The sequence below is a fragment of the Nonomuraea sp. NPDC049378 genome, assembly GCF_055586745.1.
In genome coordinates this window covers 42,747-63,261 of record NZ_JBVJHP010000017.1, presented here as the reverse complement: position 1 = coordinate 63,261, position 20,515 = coordinate 42,747, and the positions used below count along the sequence as shown (strand labels likewise).

18 protein-coding genes are annotated in these 20,515 nt (G+C 70.7%); 4 read left to right on the top strand and 14 right to left on the bottom strand.

All coding sequences use genetic code 11. From position 1 onward, the window contains the following. Positions 1-131: 131 nt before the first annotated feature. From metK to pyrR, 14 genes are all read right to left on the bottom strand, one after another. Positions 132-1,319, bottom strand: a complete 1,188-nt coding sequence (gene metK / locus ACZ6SA_RS33110; RefSeq protein ID WP_347642710.1) for a methionine adenosyltransferase — start codon at positions 1,317-1,319, stop codon at positions 132-134. Between the two features lie 128 nt (positions 1,320-1,447). Then, a complete protein-coding gene (locus ACZ6SA_RS33105) occupies positions 1,448-1,810 on the bottom strand; it encodes a hypothetical protein (RefSeq protein ID WP_347642709.1) in 363 nt (120 codons plus the stop codon). A gap of 133 nt (positions 1,811-1,943) precedes the next feature. After that, on the bottom strand, positions 1,944-3,425 hold the full coding sequence (gene coaBC, locus ACZ6SA_RS33100) for a bifunctional phosphopantothenoylcysteine decarboxylase/phosphopantothenate--cysteine ligase CoaBC (RefSeq protein ID WP_347642708.1): 1,482 nt from the start codon (positions 3,423-3,425) through the stop codon (positions 1,944-1,946). Positions 3,426-3,433: 8 nt separating this feature from the next. Next, positions 3,434-3,703, bottom strand: coding sequence for a DNA-directed RNA polymerase subunit omega (rpoZ, locus tag ACZ6SA_RS33095; protein ID WP_132510563.1), 270 nt, complete (start codon positions 3,701-3,703; stop codon positions 3,434-3,436). Between the two features lie 5 nt (positions 3,704-3,708). Continuing rightward, the gene (gene gmk, locus ACZ6SA_RS33090; protein ID WP_347642707.1) at positions 3,709-4,317 is read right to left on the bottom strand and encodes a guanylate kinase; all 609 of its coding nucleotides are present in this window, start codon (positions 4,315-4,317) and stop codon (positions 3,709-3,711) included. Positions 4,318-4,417: 100 nt separating this feature from the next. Continuing rightward, positions 4,418-4,741 carry an integration host factor, actinobacterial type gene (gene mihF / locus ACZ6SA_RS33085; RefSeq protein WP_020541698.1) on the bottom strand — a complete coding sequence of 108 codons (324 nt, stop codon included), beginning with the start codon at positions 4,739-4,741 and terminating at the stop codon, positions 4,418-4,420. Positions 4,742-5,609: 868 nt separating this feature from the next. Beyond that, entirely contained in the window at positions 5,610-6,302 is a 693-nt protein-coding gene (pyrF, locus tag ACZ6SA_RS33080) for an orotidine-5'-phosphate decarboxylase (protein WP_347642706.1), read from the bottom strand. Between the two features lie 182 nt (positions 6,303-6,484). Continuing rightward, positions 6,485-7,462: a dihydroorotate dehydrogenase gene (locus ACZ6SA_RS33075; protein WP_347642705.1), complete on the bottom strand. Its 978-nt coding sequence runs from the start codon at positions 7,460-7,462 to the stop codon at positions 6,485-6,487. Then, positions 7,452-8,318: a dihydroorotate dehydrogenase electron transfer subunit gene (locus tag ACZ6SA_RS33070; RefSeq protein ID WP_132510573.1), complete on the bottom strand. Its 867-nt coding sequence runs from the start codon at positions 8,316-8,318 to the stop codon at positions 7,452-7,454. The genes ACZ6SA_RS33075 and ACZ6SA_RS33070 overlap by 11 nt, the downstream gene beginning before the upstream one ends. A gap of 35 nt (positions 8,319-8,353) precedes the next feature. Then, the gene (carB, locus tag ACZ6SA_RS33065) at positions 8,354-11,641 is read right to left on the bottom strand and encodes a carbamoyl-phosphate synthase large subunit (protein ID WP_465832634.1); all 3,288 of its coding nucleotides are present in this window, start codon (positions 11,639-11,641) and stop codon (positions 8,354-8,356) included. Further along, complete coding sequence (gene carA, locus ACZ6SA_RS33060; RefSeq protein ID WP_465832632.1) at positions 11,628-12,722, bottom strand: glutamine-hydrolyzing carbamoyl-phosphate synthase small subunit; 1,095 nt, start codon at positions 12,720-12,722, stop codon at positions 11,628-11,630. The genes carB and carA overlap by 14 nt, the downstream gene beginning before the upstream one ends. 92 nt (positions 12,723-12,814) lie before the next feature. Next, positions 12,815-14,104, bottom strand: a complete 1,290-nt coding sequence (locus ACZ6SA_RS33055; RefSeq protein WP_347643133.1) for a dihydroorotase — start codon at positions 14,102-14,104, stop codon at positions 12,815-12,817. A gap of 32 nt (positions 14,105-14,136) precedes the next feature. Further along, entirely contained in the window at positions 14,137-15,054 is a 918-nt protein-coding gene (locus ACZ6SA_RS33050; RefSeq protein ID WP_465832631.1) for an aspartate carbamoyltransferase catalytic subunit, read from the bottom strand. Beyond that, a complete protein-coding gene (pyrR, locus tag ACZ6SA_RS33045; RefSeq protein WP_347642701.1) occupies positions 15,051-15,596 on the bottom strand; it encodes a bifunctional pyr operon transcriptional regulator/uracil phosphoribosyltransferase PyrR in 546 nt (181 codons plus the stop codon). Before pyrR ends, ACZ6SA_RS33050 begins: the two co-directional genes overlap by 4 nt. Positions 15,597-15,883: 287 nt before the next feature. Between pyrR and ACZ6SA_RS33040 the strand changes: the two genes are divergently transcribed. The 4 genes from ACZ6SA_RS33040 to ACZ6SA_RS33025 all read left to right on the top strand — a co-directional run bounded on the left by ACZ6SA_RS33040 (position 15,884) and on the right by ACZ6SA_RS33025 (position 20,460). After that, positions 15,884-17,137: an arginine deiminase gene (locus ACZ6SA_RS33040; RefSeq protein WP_347642700.1), complete on the top strand. Its 1,254-nt coding sequence runs from the start codon at positions 15,884-15,886 to the stop codon at positions 17,135-17,137. Further along, the gene (gene arcC / locus ACZ6SA_RS33035; RefSeq protein ID WP_347642699.1) at positions 17,137-18,072 is read left to right on the top strand and encodes a carbamate kinase; all 936 of its coding nucleotides are present in this window, start codon (positions 17,137-17,139) and stop codon (positions 18,070-18,072) included. The genes ACZ6SA_RS33040 and arcC overlap by 1 nt, the downstream gene beginning before the upstream one ends. Positions 18,073-18,082: 10 nt before the next feature. Beyond that, positions 18,083-19,504 carry an amino acid permease gene (locus ACZ6SA_RS33030; protein WP_465832628.1) on the top strand — a complete coding sequence of 474 codons (1,422 nt, stop codon included), beginning with the start codon at positions 18,083-18,085 and terminating at the stop codon, positions 19,502-19,504. An 89-nt stretch (positions 19,505-19,593) separates the two neighbouring features. Continuing rightward, positions 19,594-20,460 (top strand): universal stress protein, encoded by an 867-nt coding sequence (locus ACZ6SA_RS33025; RefSeq protein ID WP_465832626.1) that lies wholly within the window; start codon positions 19,594-19,596, stop codon positions 20,458-20,460. Positions 20,461-20,515: the final 55 nt, after the last annotated feature.

The following is a 20,515-nucleotide window of genomic DNA, read 5'->3' as shown; positions in this document are numbered from 1 at the left end:
GCCGGCCAGGGCCGTCCGGCCGTACGCCGAACCGGCCCCGGGCCCCGCGGAGCCCGGGCCGGCGCGTCATGCGGACCGGCGGCGTCCCGCGCCCAGGGCCGACCGGCCGGGAGAGCGAGACGCCCGCAGGCTCACAGGCCGGCGGCGGTGCGCAGGGACTCGGCGCGGTCGGTGGACTCCCAGGAGAAGCCCTCGCGGCCGAAGTGCCCGTAGGCGGCGGTCTCGGAGTAGATGGGCCGCAGCAGGTCGAGGTCGCGGATGATGGCGGCCGGGCGCAGGTCGAACACCTGGAGGACGGCCTCCTGGATCTTCTCCACGGCCACCTTCTCCGTGCCGAAGCACTCCACGAACAGCCCGACCGGCTTGGCCTTGCCGATCGCGTAGGCCACCTGGACCTCGCACCGGTCGGCGAGCCCGGCGGCGACGACGTTCTTGGCGACCCAGCGCATCGCGTAGGCGGCCGAGCGGTCGACCTTGGACGGGTCCTTGCCGGAGAAGGCTCCGCCGCCGTGGCGGGCCATGCCGCCGTAGGTGTCAATGATGATCTTGCGCCCGGTGAGCCCGGCGTCGCCCATCGGGCCGCCGATCTCGAAGCGGCCGGTCGGGTTGACCAGCAGGCGGTAGCCCTCGGTGTCGAGGTCGAGCTCCGCGAGCACGGGGTCGACCACGTGCTCCTTGATGTCGGGCGTCAGCATCTCCTTGAGGTCGATCTCGGCGGCGTGCTGCGTCGAGACGACCACGGTGTCGAGCCGGATCGGCGTGTCGCCGTCGTATTCGATGGTGACCTGGGTCTTGCCGTCGGGCCGGAGGTAGGGGACCGTGCCGTTCTTGCGCACCTGGGACAGGCGCAGGGCCAGCCGGTGGGCCAGCGTGATCGGCAGGGGCATCAGCTCGGGGGTCTCACGGCAGGCATAGCCGAACATGAGGCCCTGGTCACCGGCGCCCTGACGGTCGAGCTCGTCGCCGTCCTCGCCCTCGCGGTGCTCGTAGGCGGCGTCAACGCCCTGGGCGATGTCGGGCGACTGCGCGCCGATGGACACCGACACACCGCACGAGGCGCCGTCGAAGCCCTTGTGGGAGGCGTCGTAGCCGATCTCAAGGATCTTCTCCCGGATGACGCCAGGGATGTCGACGTAGGTCTCGGTGGTGACCTCGCCTGCGACATGGACCTGGCCGGTAGTGATCATCGTCTCGACGGCGACCCGGCTCTTCGGGTCGTCTTTGAGCATGGTGTCGAGAATCGCGTCACTGATCTGGTCGGCGATCTTGTCCGGGTGGCCTTCGGTGACCGACTCGGAGGTGAACAGGCGACGTGACAACTCAGTGGCTCCTCATGCAGCGGCTGCTGACGTATGTACGGCTCAGGGCCGGCGGGCGGACCTGGGCTTCGCCGAAGTCTAGCCCTACCCGGCGCCCGGCTGCGAAGCCGCACACCGCATGTCGGGCATCACAGGTCGGGCAGTGGATCCGGGGGAAGGGTCTCCGGCGCGAAGACCTCCGCGTCGGCGGCCTTGATCACCGCGGTGTACTCCTCATCGAATTCGAACGCCATCGAGCCCAGCTCGATTATCGGTCCAGGCTGGATGGGGCCCAGCCGCGTGCGCCTCGGAAACGACGCGAACACCGCGACGGGCCGGTCGCTTCTGAGCGTCCTGGTGGCGAGCACCGAAATGGCCGCGTCGGTGACCACGATGAGGAAATGTCCGCTTTCCGTCGTTCCCACCGAGTGGGCGGGGAAGACGTAGTGGAGCTCCCCTTGGTCGCCGAGCAATGTCCTACAACGATCCCTGACAGCAGAACCCACCGGCATTCCATCCCCCCTTGCCCCAAGTATCCGCAGGCGTATGGGGGTGTCGCAACATGCGATTTGGAAATAGGTCTGACACGGTTTGTACGTTCTTCGCCGCCCGCGCCCCTTATGCAACCGTTAGTACGGTCCCCGCTCAGGCGAGACGGGCCGCGACGAGATCCCACACGACGTCGGCGAGATCCTCCTTGGGACCGAGCGGAACCTCGACCGGGTCACCGCCCGCGACGAGCACGGTGGCCGCGTTGTCGGAGGTGCCGAACGCCCTGCCCGCACCCACCTCGTTGACGACCAGCAGGTCACAACCCTTGCGTGCGAGTTTGGCCTGCCCGTTGGCGAGCACGTCGTGCGTCTCGGCCGCGAAGCCGACGATCACCTCGGGGTACGGCTCCCGCACCGCGCCGCCCGCTGCCGCCTCCGGCCGCGCGCCACCCTCACCACCGGTCCCGACGCGCCGGGCCGCTTCATCACCGGACGCGAAACCGGGAACCGCCGCACCACCGGACGCGACGCCAGGCAGCACGCCATCACGGGACGCGACACCGCGGTCCGTCTCGCCCTCGGACGCCGCCCCACCGGCCACCCCAATGGCCGCCCCACCGGCCGGCTCGCCGGACGCAACAACCACGGGCCCGCTCACATCCACCGTGTCCGGCACGCCGGCCGCGTCGGGGACGCGGGCCTGACGGCGGCGGCGACCGAGCTCGGCGAGGATGTCGGGATTTTTCGTCAAGTGGATGGACTCGGGCTCGCCGTCCGTCTTCTTGATCTTCTCGTCGTGCCGCGTCGCGGGCCGGAAGTCCGCCACGGCCGCCGCCATCACCACGACGTCGGCCTCCCCGGAGGCGGCCAGCACCGCCTGGCGCAGCTCGGCCGTGGACTCCACCCGCACCACCGTGGCCCCGGCCGGATCGGGCAGCGTGACGTTGGCGGCGATGAGGGTCACCTCGGCCCCGCGGGCGACGGCCGTGCGGGCCAGGGCATAACCCTGCAGCCCCGACGAACGATTGCCGATGTAGCGAACCGGGTCGATCGCCTCACGGGTGCCCCCGGCGGACACGACGACCTTGCGCCCGGACAGGTCGCGCGGCCGGCCGCGCAGCACGCGCAGGCAGACCTGGAAGATCTCCGCCGGGTCGGGCAGCCGGCCGGGGCCGCTGTCGGCGCCGGTGAGCCGCCCAGCGGCGGGGTCGATCACGACCGAGCCGCGCTCGCGCAGCGTCGCGACGTTGGCGCGGGTGGCGGGATGCTGCCACATCTCGGTGTGCATCGCGGGCGCGAACACGACCGGGCATCTCGCGGTCAGCAACGTGTTGGTGAGCAGATCGCCCGCCAGCCCGTGCGCCGCCCTGGCGAGCACGTCGGCGGTCGCGGGCGCCACCACGATGAGGTCGGCCTGCTGGCCGATCCGCACGTGGGGCACCTCGTGAACGTCGTCCCACACCTCGGGGGTCACGGGATTGCCGGACAGGGCGGCCCAGGTGGGCGCGCCCACGAACTTCAGGGCGTCGCGGGTCGGGACGACCCGCACCTCGTGCCCCGACTCGGTGAACAGGCGCAGCAGCTCGCAGGCCTTGTACGCGGCGATGCCGCCGCTGACGCCCAGGACGACCTTCATCGAAGGGGTCAGACCGCGCCTTCGATGGGCTCGGCGTTGAGCAGGCCCTCGGAGACCTCGCGCAGCGCGATGGACAGCGGCTTCTCCTGAGCATGCGTCTCGACCAGCGGCCCGACGTATTCCAGCAGGCCCTCGCCGAGCTGGGAGTAGTAGGCGTTGATCTGGCGAGCGCGCTTGGCGCCCATGATCACCAGGGAGTATTTGCTGTCGACGATGTCGAGCAGCGCGTCGATCGGCGGGTTGGTGATGCCCTCCGCGGCCGGGATGGTGCCTGCCACGATTGTCAGACCTCTCGGTTGGTGGTTGTCGTGACCCCCTGAGGGTCAGTCATCAAGGCTATCAGCCGGTGGCACACGTCTTGGACACTCGTGTTCACCAGGGTGAGGTCGAATTCGGATTCGGCGGCCATCTCGATCCGCCCGGCCGCCAGACGGCGCGCGATGACGTCCTCGGGCTCGGTGCCGCGCCCGCGCAGCCGCATCTCCAGCTCCTCCCAGCTGGGCGGGGCCAGGAAGACCAGCAGCGCCTCCGGCATGCTGCGGCGCACCTGCCTGGCGCCTTCGAGGTCGATCTCGAGCAGGGTCGGTACGCCCTCGGCCAGCTTCTTCAGCACCGGCTCGCGCGGCGTGCCGTAGCGGTTGCCCGCGAACTCCGCCCATTCGAGCAGCTCACCGGCCGCCACGAGCCGGTCGAACTCGTCGCCGTCGACGAAGTAGTAGTGGACCCCGTGCGCCTCGCCGGGCCGGGGCCTCCTGGTGGTCACCGAGACCGACAGCCACACTTCGGGGTGTGCCCGCCGGAGCTCGGCGACGACCGTGGACTTGCCGACGCCCGACGGCCCGGAAAGGACCGTCAGCCGTCTCTCGCACAGGGGCAGGAAGCCGTCCTCCACTTCCGATCCGACAGTCTCATGGGCACTGACGTCGCCGGACCAGGACCTGTCGGCCACTTCCTACCCCCCGTTGAACCTGCGCTTTCGTGTGGAACAGAGATTAGCTCTCGTTGCCACCGAACTCGCGCTCGAGGGAGGCCCTCTGGTTCGCGCCGAGGCCCCGCACGCGGCGGGACTCGGCGATGGCCAGCCGCTCCATGAGTTGCTTGGCGCGGACCTTGCCCACGCCTGGGAGCGATTCCAACAAAGCCGACACCTTCATCTTGCCGATGACGTCGTCGGTCTGCCCATCCTTGAGCACCTCAGCCAGAGAAACCGCGCCATGCTTGAGCCGGTTCTTGACCTCGGCACGCTCTTTACGGGCCTTGGCAGCCTTCTCCAGGGCTGCGGCGCGCTGCTCGGGGGTCAGGGGAGGAAGAGCCACGCCGGGTCACCTCGAATTTCTGTCGATGTACTCGGACGGGAAGGGAAACTAGCTGGTCATCGCCCCCTAAGCAACGTCAAGAGCACTTTCTCTCGCCACAAAATGCACTTCATCACTGTCCGTGTTTGTAAAATCACATTGTGCTGATCGAATTGCCGCACTTCCCGCTCAGGGCGGCGGCGCGCGACGATGTCGCGAAACGCAATGAAGATCACATTACAGCCGTCCAGCATTGTCCGAAATGCCGCCCGCACCTGGGCCGAAACCTTCTCGGCGATCGGTGCGCGACCGCTTCAGGGATGCCTTATGATCTTGTGAGCGGCACCGGACGGCAAGATCCGTCTTGCCCGCCCGTCCATGATCCACCGACCCATGGCGGCGGGTGCACGGGCAGGCGCGGCGACCACCTCTGACTCGCGCCCGTCAACCCACATCCGTCACCCCGTGCCGGGGGCGCCGCCACCGCCCGACCACACGGGACCGACGCGACATCCCGGCGTCTCGCCGGCATGTGGCCGACGCTGTGCCGCGACGGCACGGAGCCCAGCGCCCCGGCCCCGGCATGACGGCCTGGTCCATGCGTGAATGCCGGGCGCGTGTCCTGCGGCCACCACGACACGCGCTCGACCTGCCGGGTACGCGGCCATCGGCGCACCGTGACCGGCCACGGGCGCGTACCCGGCTGCGGACCACCACGGTCCGGTCTGGCGCGCGTCCCCGGGTGCCGGTCCGCCACGGGCCGGGTCAAGTGTGCGCTCGTCACGGCGAGTGCCACGTGGGCCTTCACGACCGGCCATGACGGGCGGAGAGCGGCGTCGGCGCGTGCGGGCAGGCCAGGCTTGCCGTAAAGGATGGAGATCGTTACCTGTCAGGCGGAACGGCGGAGAGAGGCGGCGATGGCGGCGGCCGCGGCGCCCGGGTCCGGGGAGCCCGTGATGGGGCGGCCGATGACGAGCAGGTCGGCGCCGTCCGCGAGGGCCTGTTCGGGCGTGGCCACGCGCGCCTGGTCCTGCGTGGCGGCGCCCGCGGGGCGCACGCCCGGCGTGATCAGCCTGATCCCCTCCCCCACCTCCGCCCGCACCGCGGACACCTCGTGGGGCGAGCACACGAGCGCCGTCGCGCCCGCCTCGACCGACAGCGCCGCCAGCCGGCGCACCGCGGCGTCGGCCGGGCCGGCGAGACCGACGCGGTCGAGGTCGGCCTCCGTCAAGGAGGTGAGAATCGTCACGGCGGCGATCTCGGTGTGCGGCGCCGCCTCCACGGCGGCCCTGATCATGGCGGGCCCGCCGGCGGCGTGCACGGTCAGGATCGCGGGACGCAGCCGGGCCACGGCGCGGGCGGCGCCGGCGACGGTGTTGGGGATGTCGTGCAGTTTGAGGTCGAGGAACACCTGCACGCCACTCGCTCCCTTGACGGAGGCGATCACGTCGGGGCCGTAGCGCAGGTAGAGCTCCAGGCCCACCTTGACCGTGCTGACGTGCGGCGTCACGAGGGCCGCCCACTGGGCTGCGGTCTCCAGGTCGGGTGCGTCGAGGGCGACGGCGATCGGTGCGGGAGTCAAGACGTGCTCTCCTCAGGTGCTGGAGCGATGGCGGGCGGGGACGTCAGGGGCGCTGGTCCGCCACGGCCGTCATGAGACGGCACGGGGCATTCTCCTCCGCGGCCGGACGGCACAGGACGCTCTCTTCGGAAGTCCGCCGGAAGACGGTACGGGACGCTCACTTCCGGGCCGGCCGGCGGACCTCACGGAGCGCTCTCCTCGGAGTCGACCAGAAGATGCCGGGGCGCGCTCCCCGGAGGACGGTGTGCCAGGCCGACGGCGTCGGCGAGGCGCTGCAGGCCGCGCGCCCTCAGGAGGTCTTCGAGCTCGCGCTCGATACGCAGGCAGGCGTAGGGGTCGTGGAAGAGCGCCGTGCCGACCCCGACCACGCAGGCGCCCGCCAGGACGAGCTGGAAGGCGTCCCGGCCGCTCATCACGCCGCCCATGCCGATCAGCGGGACTCCGGGCAGCGCGGCGTGGACCTGCCAGACGCAGCGTACGGCCAGCGGCAGGACGGCGGGCCCCGACAGCCCGCCGGTGACGGCGGCGAGCGAGGGCCGCAGCGCCTCGGTGTCGATGGCCATGCCGAGCGGGTTGTTGATCATGGACAGCGCGTCGGCGCCGGCGTCCACGCACGCCCGGGCGACCGAGACGATGTCGGCGACGTCGGGCGCGAGCTTGGCGACGACGGGAACGTCGTAGCGCATGATGGAGCGCACGGAGGCGATCACCTCGGCCGCCGCGCTGCCCTCGCGGGCGAAGACGCGGCCGCGGTCCTCCATGTTCGGGCAGGAGAGGTTGATCTCCAGTGCGGTGACCCCGGGCGCGTCGGCCAGCCTGCGGGCCAGCTCGGAGTATTCGGCGACGGTGCCCCCGCCGATCGAGACGATGGTCTTGATGCCCCGCTGGGCCAGCCAGGGCAGCTCGCGCTCCAGGAACGCGTCGATGCCGGGGCCCTGCAGGCCGACGGAGTTGAGCATGCCCGAGGGCGTCTCGGCCATCCGCGGGGTCGGCCGGCCGGCGCGCGGCGCCATGGTGATCGAGCGGGTGGTCAGCGCGCCGAGCCGGTGGAGGTCGAAGAACTGGGCCAGCTCCCGCCCCGAGGACGCGCAGCCGGCGGCCGTGGTGATGGGGTTCGCCAGCTCCACATGCGCCAGAAAAGTCCGCATATCAACTGACATGTCGTGCTCCGCCTCCGGGGGCGCCCAGCGCGTCGAACGGGATGGTTCCCACGTCCTCGAAGCGCACCCGTTCCCCCCGGAACACCGGCCCCTCCGCGCACGCCCTGACCATCCTCGTCGCCCCGTCGTCGCCGATGACGGGGAGCACGCACGTCATGCACACCCCGATCCCGCAGGCCATCGACTCCTCGACCGCCACCTGCACCGGGATGTCGAACTCCATCGCCACCGCCGTCACCGCCCGCAGCGTCGCCATGGGCGCGCAGGCGTAGACGGCGTCGGCCCGCGTGTCGGCGATCACCGAGGGCAGCGCGTCGGTGACGGTGCCGCGCAGGCCGAGCGAGCCGTCCTGGGTGGTCAGCGTGGTCGTCTCGGCCATCCTGCGGGCCCGCATCGCCCCGAAGACCCGTTCGGCCTCGGCTCCCCCGATCACGAAGTCCACCCGGCAGCCCCGCGCCAGCAGCGCGTCGGCCAGCGGGAACAGCACGGCGGAACCGTAGTCGGAACCCACCAGCACGCAGTGCGCGGGATCGCGCGGCAGCGGGAACGGCCGCCCGAGCGGCCCGACCAGGTCGAGCGTGTCACGGGCGCGCCGCTCGGCGAGCCAGGCCGTGCCGGGCCCGCCGGTGGTGAAGACCAGTTCGACCGTGCCGCCGTAGTCGGCCTTGACGTCGTGGATGAAGAACGCCCGGCGCGTCACCATCGAGGTGTAAGCCCCTCCGACCGCCACCGACACGAAGTGACCGGGGCGGTAGCGCTCGGCTATCCCCGGCGCCACCACCGTCAGCGCATGGTAGGCGTCGACGCGGCGCGTCGTCAGCACCGTGCCAGTCACCTGCACCGGAGTGCCGGCCAGTCGTCTTCACCTCCCGCCCCGGGGGTCGTACGGGGTCAGCCCCTGAGTGCCTGCGCGTGTTCCTGCAGAGACCGTACGCCCACATCGCCGCGCACGATCGCCTGGATGCCCGCCGCCGCCGCGGCGAGTCCCGCGACCGTGGTGATGCACGGGATGCCGCGCAGCACCGCGGCGGTGCGGATGTCGTAGCCGTCGAGCCGCGGGCCTGACTGCCCGGGGCTGCCGAAGGGCGTGTTGATGATCAGATCGACCTCGCCGTCGAGAATGCACTGCACGCTCGTAGGCTCACCTCCGGGCCCCGTCCCCTCGCTCTGCTTCCGCACGATCTTGGCATGGACACCGTTGCGGCGCAGCACCTCGGCGGTCCCCTCGGTGGCCAGGATCTCGAACCCGAGGTCCGCGAGCGCCTTCACAGGGAAGATCATCGCACGCTTGTCGCGGTTGGCCACGGACACGAACGCGCGTCCTTTGGTCGGCAGCTCACCATAGGCGGCCGCCTGGGACTTCGCGAACGCCACGCCGAAGAACGCGTCGATGCCCATGACCTCGCCCGTGGAGCGCATCTCGGGCCCGAGCACGATGTCGACGCCGCGGAAGCGGTTGAACGGCAGCACCGCCTCCTTGACCGCGATGGACGAGTCGAGCGGCAGCGTGCCGCCGTCACCGGTCGCGGGCAGCATGCCCTCCTCGCGCAGCGAGGCGATCGACGCGCCGAGCATCACCCGGGCCGCCGCCTTGGCCAGCGGCGCCGCCGTGGCCTTGGACACGAACGGCACGGTGCGGCTGGCGCGCGGGTTGGCCTCCAGGACATGGAGGACGCCGGCGGACATGGCGTACTGGACGTTCAGCAGCCCGCGCACCCCCACCCCGGAGGCGATGGCCTCGGTGGCGGCGCGGATGCGCTTGATGTCGTTGCTGCCGAGCGTGATGGGCGGCAGCGCGCACGCCGAGTCGCCGGAGTGGATGCCGGCCTCCTCGATGTGCTCCATGACGCCCCCGAGATAGAGCTCCTCGCCGTCGTAGAGGGCGTCGACGTCGATCTCGATGGACTCGTCGAGGAACTTGTCCACCAGCACCGGATGGCCGCCCTCCTGGGCCGCCATGTAGGTGGCCAGCGTCTCCTCGTCGTAGACGATGGCCATGCCGGCCCCGCCCAGCACGTAAGAGGGGCGCACGAGCACCGGGTAGCCGATGTCCTCGGCGATCTCCAGCGCCTCCGGGACGGTCAGCGCCGTGCCGTGCTTGGGCGCGGGCAGCCCCGCCTCGGCCAGCACCCGCCCGAACGCGCCGCGCTCCTCGGCCAGGTGGATGGACTCCGGCGAGGTGCCGACCACGGGCACGCCCGCGTCCTTCAGCGCCTGCGCGAGCCCCAGCGGCGTCTGGCCGCCGAGCTGCACGATCACGCCCGCCACCGGTCCTGTCTGCTGCTCGGCGTGCACGACCTCCAGGACGTCCTCCAGGGTGAGCGGCTCGAAGTAGAGCCGGTCGGAGGTGTCGTAGTCGGTGGAGACGGTCTCGGGGTTGCAGTTGACCATGACGGTCTCGAACCCGGCCCGCGACAGCTCGAACGAGGCGTGCACGCACGCGTAGTCGAACTCGATGCCCTGCCCGATGCGGTTGGGCCCGGAGCCGAGGATGATGACCTTCTCCCGCTCGCCGGAGGGGACCTCGCTCTCCTCGTCGTAGGTGGAGTAGAGGTAGGGGGTCTTCGCGGCGAACTCGGCGGCGCACGTGTCGACGGTGTTGTAGACCGGCCGCAGCCCGAGAGCGTGCCGCAGGTCGCGCACCCGCGCCTCGTCGATGCCGCGGATGTCGCCGATCTGCACGTCGCTGAACCCGTGGCGCTTGGCGCGTTCGAGCACCTCCACCGTCAGCTCGGTCGCCGCGGCGACCGTCTCGGCCTCCTCGTGCAGCAGGAAGAGCTGGTCGATGAACCACGGGTCGACGCGCGTGGCCTCGAACAGCTCTCCGGGCGTGGCGCCCGCCCTGATGGCCTGCTGCATGGTGTGCAGCCGCCCGTCGTGCGGCGTGCGGCACTCGGCCAGAAGCTCGTCCTTCGGCCGGAGCTCGCCGGCCCAGGTGAAGGAGGAGTCCTTCTTCTCCAGCGACCGCAGCGCCTTCTGCAGCGCCTCGGGGAAGGAGCGGCCGATGGCCATGGCCTCACCGACCGACTTCATGTGCGTGGTGAGCGTCTGGTCGGCGCCCCTGAACTTCTCGAACGCGAACCGCGGCACCTTCACCACGATGTAGTCGAGCGTCGGCTCGAAGGAGGCGGGGGTCTCCTTCGTGATGTCGTTGGGGATCTCGTCGAGGGTGTAGCCGATGGCCAGCTTGGCCGCGATCTTCGCGATCGGGAAGCCGGTGGCCTTGGACGCCAGCGCCGACGAGCGCGACACGCGCGGGTTCATCTCGATGACGATCATGCGGCCGGTGCGCGGGTCGACCGCGAACTGGATGTTGCAGCCGCCGGTGTCGACCCCGACCTCGCGGATGACGGCGATGGCGACGTCGCGCATGTTCTGGTATTCGCGGTCGGTCAGGGTCAGCGCGGGCGCGACGGTGACGCTGTCGCCGGTGTGGACGCCCATCGGGTCGATGTTCTCGATCGAGCAGACGATGACGACGTTGTCGGCCTTGTCGCGCATGACCTCGAGCTCGTACTCCTTCCAGCCGAGGATCGACTCCTCGAGGAGCACCTCGGTGGTCGGCGACGCGTCGAGCCCCGCGCCGGCGATGCGCCGCAGGTCTTCCTCGGTGTACGCGAACCCGGACCCGGCGCCGCCCATGGTGAACGACGGCCTGACCACCACCGGGTAGCCGAGATCGCCCGCGGCGGCCAGGCACTCCTCCATCGTGTGACAGATGACCGACCTCGCGGACTCGGCGTTGAGACCGTGCTCGCGGGCGACCTTGGCGACGATCTCCTTGAACCGCTCGCGGTTCTCGCCCGACTGGATCGCGTCGAAATCGGCGCCGATCAGCTCGACGTCGTACGTGTCCAGGACGCCCGACTCGTGCAGCGCGACCGCCGTGTTGAGCGCCGTCTGCCCGCCCAGCGTCGGCAGCAGCGCGTCGGGGCGCTCCTTGGCGATGATCTTCTCGACGAACTCGGGGGTGATGGGCTCGACGTACGTGGCGTCGGCGAACTCCGGGTCCGTCATGATCGTCGCGGGGTTGCTGTTGACCAGGACGACGCGGAAGCCCTCGTCCCGCAGCACCCGGCACGCCTGGGTGCCGGAGTAGTCGAACTCGCACGCCTGTCCGATCACGATCGGCCCGGAGCCGATCACCAGGACCGACCTGATGTCCTCACGCTTGGGCACGGGTCATGACCTCACAGAACTCGTCGAAAAGGTAGGCGGCGTCGTGGGGCCCCGCGGCGGCCTCCGGGTGGTACTGCACGCTGAAGGCAGGCTGCTCCAGCAGGCGCAGGCCCTCCACACAGCGGTCGTTGAGGTTGACGTGGCTGACCTCGGCCGGCCCGTACGGCGTCTCGAACGGCCCGCCGAGCGGCGCCTCCACCGCGAACCCGTGGTTGTGCGCCGAGATCTCCACCTTCCCGGTGCGTACGTCCTGCACCGGCTGGTTGACGCCCCGGTGCCCGTAGCGCAGTTTGTACGTCGACAGGCCGAGGGCCCGGCCGAAGAGCTGGTTGCCGAAGCAGATGCCGAAGAAGGGCACCCTGGCCTCCAGCACCTGCCGCAGCGCCGACACGTCGGCGGTGGCGGGGTCGCCGGGGCCGTTGGAGAAGAACACGCCGTCCGGCTGCACCGCCATGATCTGCTCGTACGTGGCGGTCGCGGGCAGCACGTGCACCTCGCAGCCGCGCTCGGCCATCCGGTGCGGCGTCATGCCCTTGATGCCCAGGTCGACGGCCGCCACCGTGAACTTCTTCGGCCCCGCCGCGGGCACGACGTAGGGCTCGGCCGTGGCCACCTGGGCGGCCAGGTCGGCGCCCTCCATGCCGGGCGAGCGGCGCACCCGCTCGACCAGCTCCTCGACGGGCTCGGACGGGCCGGTGAAGATGCCGGCGCGCATGGCGCCGCGTTCGCGCAGGTGGCGGGTGAGCGCGCGGGTGCCGGAGATGGCGATGCCGACGACGCCCTGTTCCTTGAGGTAGGCGTCGAGCGATCGGGTGGCCCGCCAGCTGGAGACCACCCTGGACGGTTCGCGCATGACGTAGCCGGCCACCCAGACGCGCGACGACTCGGGATCGTCGTCGTTGACGCCGGTGTTGCCGATGTGGGGCGCCGTCATGGCGACGATCTGCCGGTGGTAGGACGGGTCCGTCAGCGTCTCCTGGTAGCCGGTCATGCCGGTGTTGAAGACCATCTCGCCGAACGTCTCGCCTTCGGCGCCGTACGGGGTTCCGTGGAAGACGCGCCCGTCTTCCAGGACGAGCACCGCCCCTCGGTGGGCTGCGCCCCCCAAGTGCCCCCCGAAGGGCGTGGAGCCGCTTCGCGGCAGGTTGTCATTCACGTCAGCAGGGCTGTCGTTCACACCAGCTTCCCTTCGAGAACGGTCGGCCTGCCGCGCAGGAACGTGGCGACGACCCGGCCCGGCAAAGTCATGCCTTCGTAGGGTGTGTTCCTGCTCTTGGACGCGAAGGCGGAGGGGTCCACCTCGGTGCGCGCGGTCGGGTCGTACAGCATGATGTTGGCCGGCTCGCCCGCCTCGAGCGGACGGCCCTGGCCGGGCAGGCGGCCGATGCGCGCGGGAAGCGCGGACATCCGCTGCGCGACGCCCGCCCAGTCGAGCAGCCCGGTCTCGACCATGGCCTCCTGGACGACGCTGAGCGCCGTCTCCAGGCCGACCATGCCCATGGCCGCCGCCGACCACTCGGTCTCCTTGTCCTCGACCGGGTGGGGCGCGTGGTCGGTGGCCACGATGTCGATCGTGCCGTCGGCCAGCGCGGCGCGCAGCGCCTCCACGTCGGCGCGGGTGCGCAGCGGCGGGTTGACCTTGTAGATCGGGTTGTAGGCCCCTACCGGCGACTCCTCGACCAGGTCGTCGGTCAGCAGGAGGTGGTGGGGGGTGACCTCGGCGGTGACGTTCCAGCCCTTGGACTTGGCCCAGCGGATGATCTCGACCGAGCCCGCCGTGGAGACGTGGCACACGTGCAGCCTGGAGCCCACGTGCGCGGCCAGCAGGCAGTCGCGGGCGATGATCGCCTCCTCGGCGACCGCCGGCCAGCCGGCCAGGCCGAGCCTGCCGGAGACGACGCCTTCGTTCATCTGGGCGCCGGAGGTGAGCCTGGGCTCCTGGGCGTGCTGGGCGACGACGCCGTCGAACGCCTTGACGTATTCGAGGGCGCGGCGCATGAGAACGGCGTCGTCGACGCACTTGCCGTCGTCGGAGAAGACGCGCACGCGGGCGGCCGAGTCGGCCATCGCGCCCAGCTCGGCCAGCTGCCTGCCCTCCAGGCCGACGGTGACCGCGCCGACGGGGTGCACGTCGCACAGGGCGTGTTCGCGGCCCAGCCGCCACACCTGCTCGACCACGCCGGCGGTGTCGGCGACGGGCGAGGTGTTGGCCATGGCGTGGACGGCGGTGTAGCCGCCGCGGGCCGCCGACTGCGTGCCGGTCCGCACGGTCTCGGCGTCCTCCCGGCCCGGCTCGCGCAGGTGGGTGTGCAGGTCGACCAGCCCGGGGAGGGCGATCGCTCCCGCGCCGTCGATCGCCTCGGGCGCGTCCATGCCCGGCGCGACCTCCGCGATCACGCCGTCGGCGATCCGGATCGAGACCGGCTCGCCGCCGAGAATCCTGACGTTCTTGATGATCATCATGCTGTGCCCGTCGGTTGGTTCGCTGCGCTCTTTCACGTGGTCTCTCCTCCGAGCAGCAGGTAGAGGACGGCCATCCGGATGGTCACGCCGTTGGCGACCTGCTCCACGATCGTCGAGCGCGCCGAGTCGGCCACCTCGGCGGCGATCTCCATGCCGCGGTTCATCGGACCGGGGTGCATGACGATCGCGTCGTCCGGCATCTTGGCGAAGCGGTCGCGGTCGAGTCCGTAGCGGCGCGAGTATTCGCGCTCGCTCGGGAAGTAGGCGGCGTTCATCCGCTCCTTCTGCACCCGCAGCATCATCACCACGTCGGACTTCGGCAGCACCGCGTCGAGGTCGAAGGAGACCTCGCAGGGCCAGGTGCCGACGGAGACGGGCAGCAGCGTGGGCGGCGCGACCAGCGTGACCTCGGCGCCGAGCGTGCCGAGCAGCAGCACGTTGGAGCGGGCGACCCGGCTGTGCAGCACGTCGCCGACGATCGTGATCTTGCGCCCTTCGAGCGCGCCCAGGCGGCGGCGCATGGAGAAGGCGTCGAGCAGCGCCTGCGTCGGGTGCTCGTGGGTGCCGTCGCCGGCGTTGACGACGCTGCCGTGCACCCAGTTGGCCAGGCGGTGCGGCGCCCCGGAGGCGCTGTGGCGGATGACGACCGCGTCGGCCCCCATGGCCTCCAGGGTGAGCGCGGTGTCCTTGAGCGACTCGCCCTTGGACACGCTCGACCCCTTGGCCGAGAAGTTGATCACGTCGGCGGACAGCCGCTTGGCCGCCGCCTCGAACGAGATGCGCGTGCGGGTCGAGTCCTCGAAGAAGAGGTTGACCACCGTGCGCCCGCGCAGCGTGGGCAGCTTCTTGATGGAACGTTCCGAGACACTCGCCAGCTCCTCGGCGGTGTCGAGGATGAGCAGCGCGTCGTCCTTGGTGAGGTCTCCGGCGGAGATCAGATGCCGTTTCACCTGCCACCCCCCTTGACCAGCACGACGGCGTCCCGGCCGTCGATCTCCTGCAGGTAGACCTTGACCTTCTCGCTCTTGGCGGTCGGCAGGTTCTTGCCGACGTAGTCGGCGCGGATGGGCAGCTCGCGGTGGCCGCGGTCGACCAGCGTGGCCAGTTGCACGGCGGTGGGCCGGCCGAGGTCGTTGAGCGCGTCGAGCGCGGCCCGCACGGTGCGGCCGGAGTAGAGCACGTCGTCGACGAGCACCACGACCTTGCCGTCGATGCCGTCGGGTGGCAGCTCGGTGTGGCCGAGCGGCCGGGCGGGCTTGAGCCGCAGATCGTCGCGGTACATCGTGATGTCGATCGAGCCGACGGGGATCTTCACGCCTTCGAACTGCTCGACGCGGTCGCCGAGCCGGCGGGCCAGCGTCGCGCCACGGGTCGGGATGCCGAGGAGGACGACGTCGTCGGCGCCCTTGGTCCGCTCGAGGATCTCGTGCGCGATCCTGGTCAGCGCCCGGTGGATGTCGGGGGCCTCCAGCACGGCGCGGGAATCGGACATGGCGAATCTCACCACCTTTCCCGCCTCACGGGACGGGTCTTAAAGGGTGTTGGTCGGGAGACAGAGTACCAGGGGCTACCAGCTACAACGTGAGCGCCCTTCCGAAGCGCCGCGACGGCTCCCCTACAGGGGGTGACCGGCCGGGGCGGGTTCCGCCACCCTCATCCGCGGCCCGCTGCCGGGTAAAACTCCCCTCTTCCGCCGTGTCGGCCGTTCTCGCGCGGGCAGGTCACGGAGGGCTTGCCGGGCGATCGTTCATGTCCGGCTTTTGGGGGGATAGAGCGAAGATGACCTTTCATGTTGATTCGGAGGTCGGGCGGCTGCGCCAGGTCCTCCTCCACAAGCCCGACCTGGCGCTCAAGAGGCTCACCCCCACCACCAAGGACGCGTTCCTCTTCGACGACGTGCTGTGGGTCCAGCGCGCGATGGAGGAGCACGAGGAGTTCAGGCAGGTGCTGACCGGCCGCGGCATCAAGGTGTACGAGCTGGCCGACCTGCTGCGGGAGACCGTCGACATCCCCGAGGCGCGCAAGCACATCCTCGACGCGGTCATCGACGAGCGCTGGCTCGGCCCGGCCGCCATCGACGACATCCGCAACACCCTCGACGGCATGGACGCGGCCACGCTGCAGCTCTACCTGACAGGCGGCATCACCAAGGACGAACTGGTCGCCATGGGCTGCGCCCCCAAGTCGGTCACCTTCCACACCACGGCCGGCGACGACTACATCCTGCCGCCGCTGCCCAACCACCTCTTCACCCGCGACACGTCCTGCTGGATCTACGACGGCGTGTCGATCAACGCCATGCGCAAGAAGGCCCGCATGCGCGAGACGGTCAACATGGAGGCCGTCTACATGTTCCACCCCACGTTCGCCGGCGGCTTCGACCGGCCCGGCCAGGGCGGCTACCACTGCTGGATGCCCGGCCAGGCGGTGGCGCCCGCCACCCTCGAAGGCGGCGACGTGCTGGTGATCGGCAACGGCGCGGTGCTGATCGGGATCAGCGAGCGCACCCGGGCGCAGGCGGTCGAGATGCTGGCGCAGCGGCTGTTCAGAGCCGGCTCGGCGCGGAAGATCGTGGCGCTCGACATGCCGAAGGCGCGGGCGGTCATGCATCTCGACACCGTGATGACGATGCTGGACGTGGGGGTGTTCACCAAGTACGCGGGCCTCGGGATGCTGCGCTCGTACACGATCGAGCCCGGTGAGACGCACAAGGAGCTCAAGGTCACCGACCACCCGCCGGAGGACATGCACAAGGCCATCGCCCGCGCGCTGGACCTGGACGACATCAAGGTCCTCACCCCCACCCAGGACGTGTACGCCGCGGAGCGGGAGCAGTGGGACGACGGCTGCAACGGGCTGGCGCTGGAGCCCGGCGTGGTGGTCGCCTACGAGCGCAACACCACGACGAACAACTTCCTGCGCGACAACGGCATCGAAGTGATCACCATCAGGGGCAGCGAGCTCGGCAGGGGCCGGGGCGGCCCTCGCTGCATGAGCTGCCCGCTCGAGCGGGACGCGGTCCAGGAGGCCTGATGCGGGTCATCGTCGCTCTCGGCGGCAACGCCGTGCTCAAACGCGGCCAGAAGGCGGACGCCGACGTCCAGCTGGCCAACGTGCGCACGGCCGTCAGGACGCTCGCCCGGCTGGCCGGCGAGCACGAGCTGGTCATCACCCACGGGAACGGCCCGCAGATCGGCATGCTGGCGCTGGAGAGCGCGGCCGATCCCGACCTGACCCGGCCCTACCCGTTCGACACGCTGGTCGCGCAGACGCAGGGCATGCTCGGCTACTGGATGCAGCAGACCCTGCAGAACGCGCTGCCGGGTCGGCAGGTCCTCGCCATGGTCACGCAGACGCTGGTGACGGCCGTCGACCCCGCCTTCGAGCAGCCGGCCAAGTTCGTCGGGCAGGTCTACGACCAGGAGGAGGCCGAGAAGCTGGCCGCCGAGTACGGCTGGACCGTCGCTCAGGACGGCCCTCACTGGCGGCGGGTCGTCCCCTCCCCCACGCCCCGGCGCATCGTCGAGACCCGGCTGATCCGCAAGATGATCCGGGAGGGCGTGGTCGTCATCTGCGCGGGCGGCGGCGGCATCCCCGTCGTCCGCGACGAGTCGGGCCGGTTGATCGGCGTCGAGGCGGTCGTGGACAAGGATCTCACCGCCGCGATGCTGGCCGAGTCGCTCGAGTGCGACGCGTTCCTGATCCTCACCGACGTGCCCCGCGTGATGCGCGGCTTCGGCACGCCCGAGGAGACGGAGATCGCCCACACCACGCCGCACGAGCTGCGGACCATGGAGTTCCCCCCGGGGTCGATGGGCCCGAAGGTGGACGCCGTGTGCCGCTTCGTCGAGAACACCGGTGACATGGCCGCCATCGGGAAGCTTGACCAGGCCGAGCGCATACTCGACGGCTCAGCGGGCACGATCGTCACACCCAACGGCAGGTGGCCGCTGACGAGCACGTTGTAGGGGGTGTCTGATGGCACTGGCCCAGCGGCTCTTGCGTACGAAACCGGCCGAGCGCATCGTGGCCGAGGGTGGACGGGGCGAGGGCGGTGAGCTGCGGCGCACGATGTCGTTGTGGCAGCTCACGCTGTTCAGCGTGGGCGCCACGCTGGGCACCGGCATCTTCGTGATCCTCGGGCAGGCGGTCCCCAAGGCGGGGCCCGCGGTGGTGCTGGCGTTCGTGCTGGCCGCCTTCACCGCGCTGCTCTCCGCCCTGTCGTACGCCGAGCTGGCCGGGACGATCCCGGTGTCCGGCTCGTCCTACTCCTACGCGTACGCGACGCTGGGCGAGCTGGTGGCCTGGATCTGTGGCTGGTGCCTCATGCTGGAGTACGCCGTGTCCGTGGCGGCGGTCTCCGTGGGCTGGGGCGAATATCTGAACTCGTTCCTGCGGTCGTTGTTCGGCTTCACCCTGCCCGACGCGATCACCCGCTCCCCCGGCCAGGACGGCGGCGTGGTCAACGTCACCGCGATCCTCATCGTGCTGCTGGCCACCTGGCTGCTGCTCTACGGAGCGTCCGAGAGCGCCACGGCCAACGCGGTCTTCGTGCTGATCAAGATCGCGGTGCTGCTGTTCTTCTGCGCGGTGGCGTTCACCGCGTTCGACGCGGGCAACCTCTCGCCCCTCGCTCCCATGGGGGTGGCCGGCATCACCGCCGCCGCCTCCCAGGTCTTCTTCTCCTACATAGGCTTCGACGCCGCCTCGACCGCCGGCGAGGAGGCCAAGAACCCCAAGCGCGACCTGCCCCTGGCCATCGTCCTCTCCCTCGCCATCGTCACGATCGTCTACGTGCTCGTGGCCCTGGCCGCCGTCGGCGCGATGCCGTGGACCGAGTTCGACCCCGAAAGCACCGAGGCCAGCCTGGCCTACATCGCTGACCTGGCCATGGGCGCCACCTGGCCCGGCCTGATCGTCTCCTTCGGCGCGGTCATCGCCATCGCGAGCGTCGTGCTCACCGTCATGTACGGCCAGACCCGCATCCTGTTCGCGATGTCCCGCGACGGGCTCATACCCCGTGTCTTCCAGAAGGTCAACCCGCGCCACCAGGTGCCCGTCGCCAACACCCTCATCGTCGCCCTGTTCATCTCGGTGCTGGCCGGGCTCGTGCCGCTGGGCCAGCTCGCGGAGGCGACCAGCATCGGCACGCTGTTCGCCTTCGCCATCGTGAACGTCGGCGTGCTCGTGCTCCGCTACCGCAGCCCCGAGCTGCCGCGCAGCTTCCGCGTGCCGTTCTTCCCCGTCACGCCGATCCTCGGCGCGGTCTTCTGCCTCGTCGTCATGGCGGGGCTCGCCGGGGTCACCTGGCTGGCGTTCGCGTTGTGGATGCTGGTGGGCCTGACCTGCTACTTCCTCTACGGCTACAGCCATTCGCGGCTGAATGTCGAGGTGGGCTGATTGGCTTCCCCGACAGGTCTTCGAGCCGGGCACCCGACTGGCCGGCTCCCCAGGGCTGAGGTCCGGGGTCTCCGGCGAAGGAGGAGCCGATGAAGCTGGAGAACGTGCTCGCCGGATACGCGCCGGGACCGCGGGGCAGGGACGGGCTGGCGCTGGCCCTCCTGCTCAAGGAGCAGGCGCGCGGGCGCCTGACGGTGGCGATTGTGCAGCCGCCCGTCTGGACGCCGCCGGGACCCGCGAGGGCCGAGGAGAGCGCCTGGCGCGCCTACCTCGCCGAGCAGGCGGCCACGACGCTCGCGCAGGCCCGCGAGCTGGCCGGCGAGGACGCCGAGTATGTCAAGCACACCCATCGGGGCAGCGGGCGCGGCCTGGTGGAGCTGGCCCGCAAACGCGGCGCGGACGTCGTGGTGATCGGCTCGGCCCCGCGCGGCGGCAGGGGCCGCATCGCCCTGGGCAGCACGGCCGATCAGCTGCTGCACTCTTCCTCCGTCCCCGTCCTGCTCGCTCCCCGCGGCTACGGCGAACGGCCGCCGGCCGCCTTCGACCGCCTCACCGTCGCCTACCGGCGCGGCCCCGGCGGTGACGCGGCGGTCAAGGACGCGGCCAGGGCGGCCGCGACGCTCGGCGTGTCCCTGAGGCTGGTCACGCTCGTGGTCAGCAGCGGCAGGCGGGCGCGGGTCGCGGAGGAGATGCTCGTACGCCTGCGCGACCAGGCCGCGGCCGACCTGCGCACGGCTGCGCGGGGGCACCGGCGGAGACTGTCCGTGGAGGCCGAGGTGCTGGAGGGCCGGAGTGTCCCCCAAGCGCTCGGCACGACCTCGTGGCTCGCCGGCGAGATGATCATATGCGCTTCGAGCGCCACCGGGCCACTCAGACGGGTCTTCCTGGGCGACACGTCCATAAAGATCGTCAAGGCCGCGACATGCCCGGTCATGGTGCTCACCCGCCAGACGTGAGTGGGCACGCTCCCTCGTCAAACTATGACGAAGTACTGGTATTAGTGGGACATCA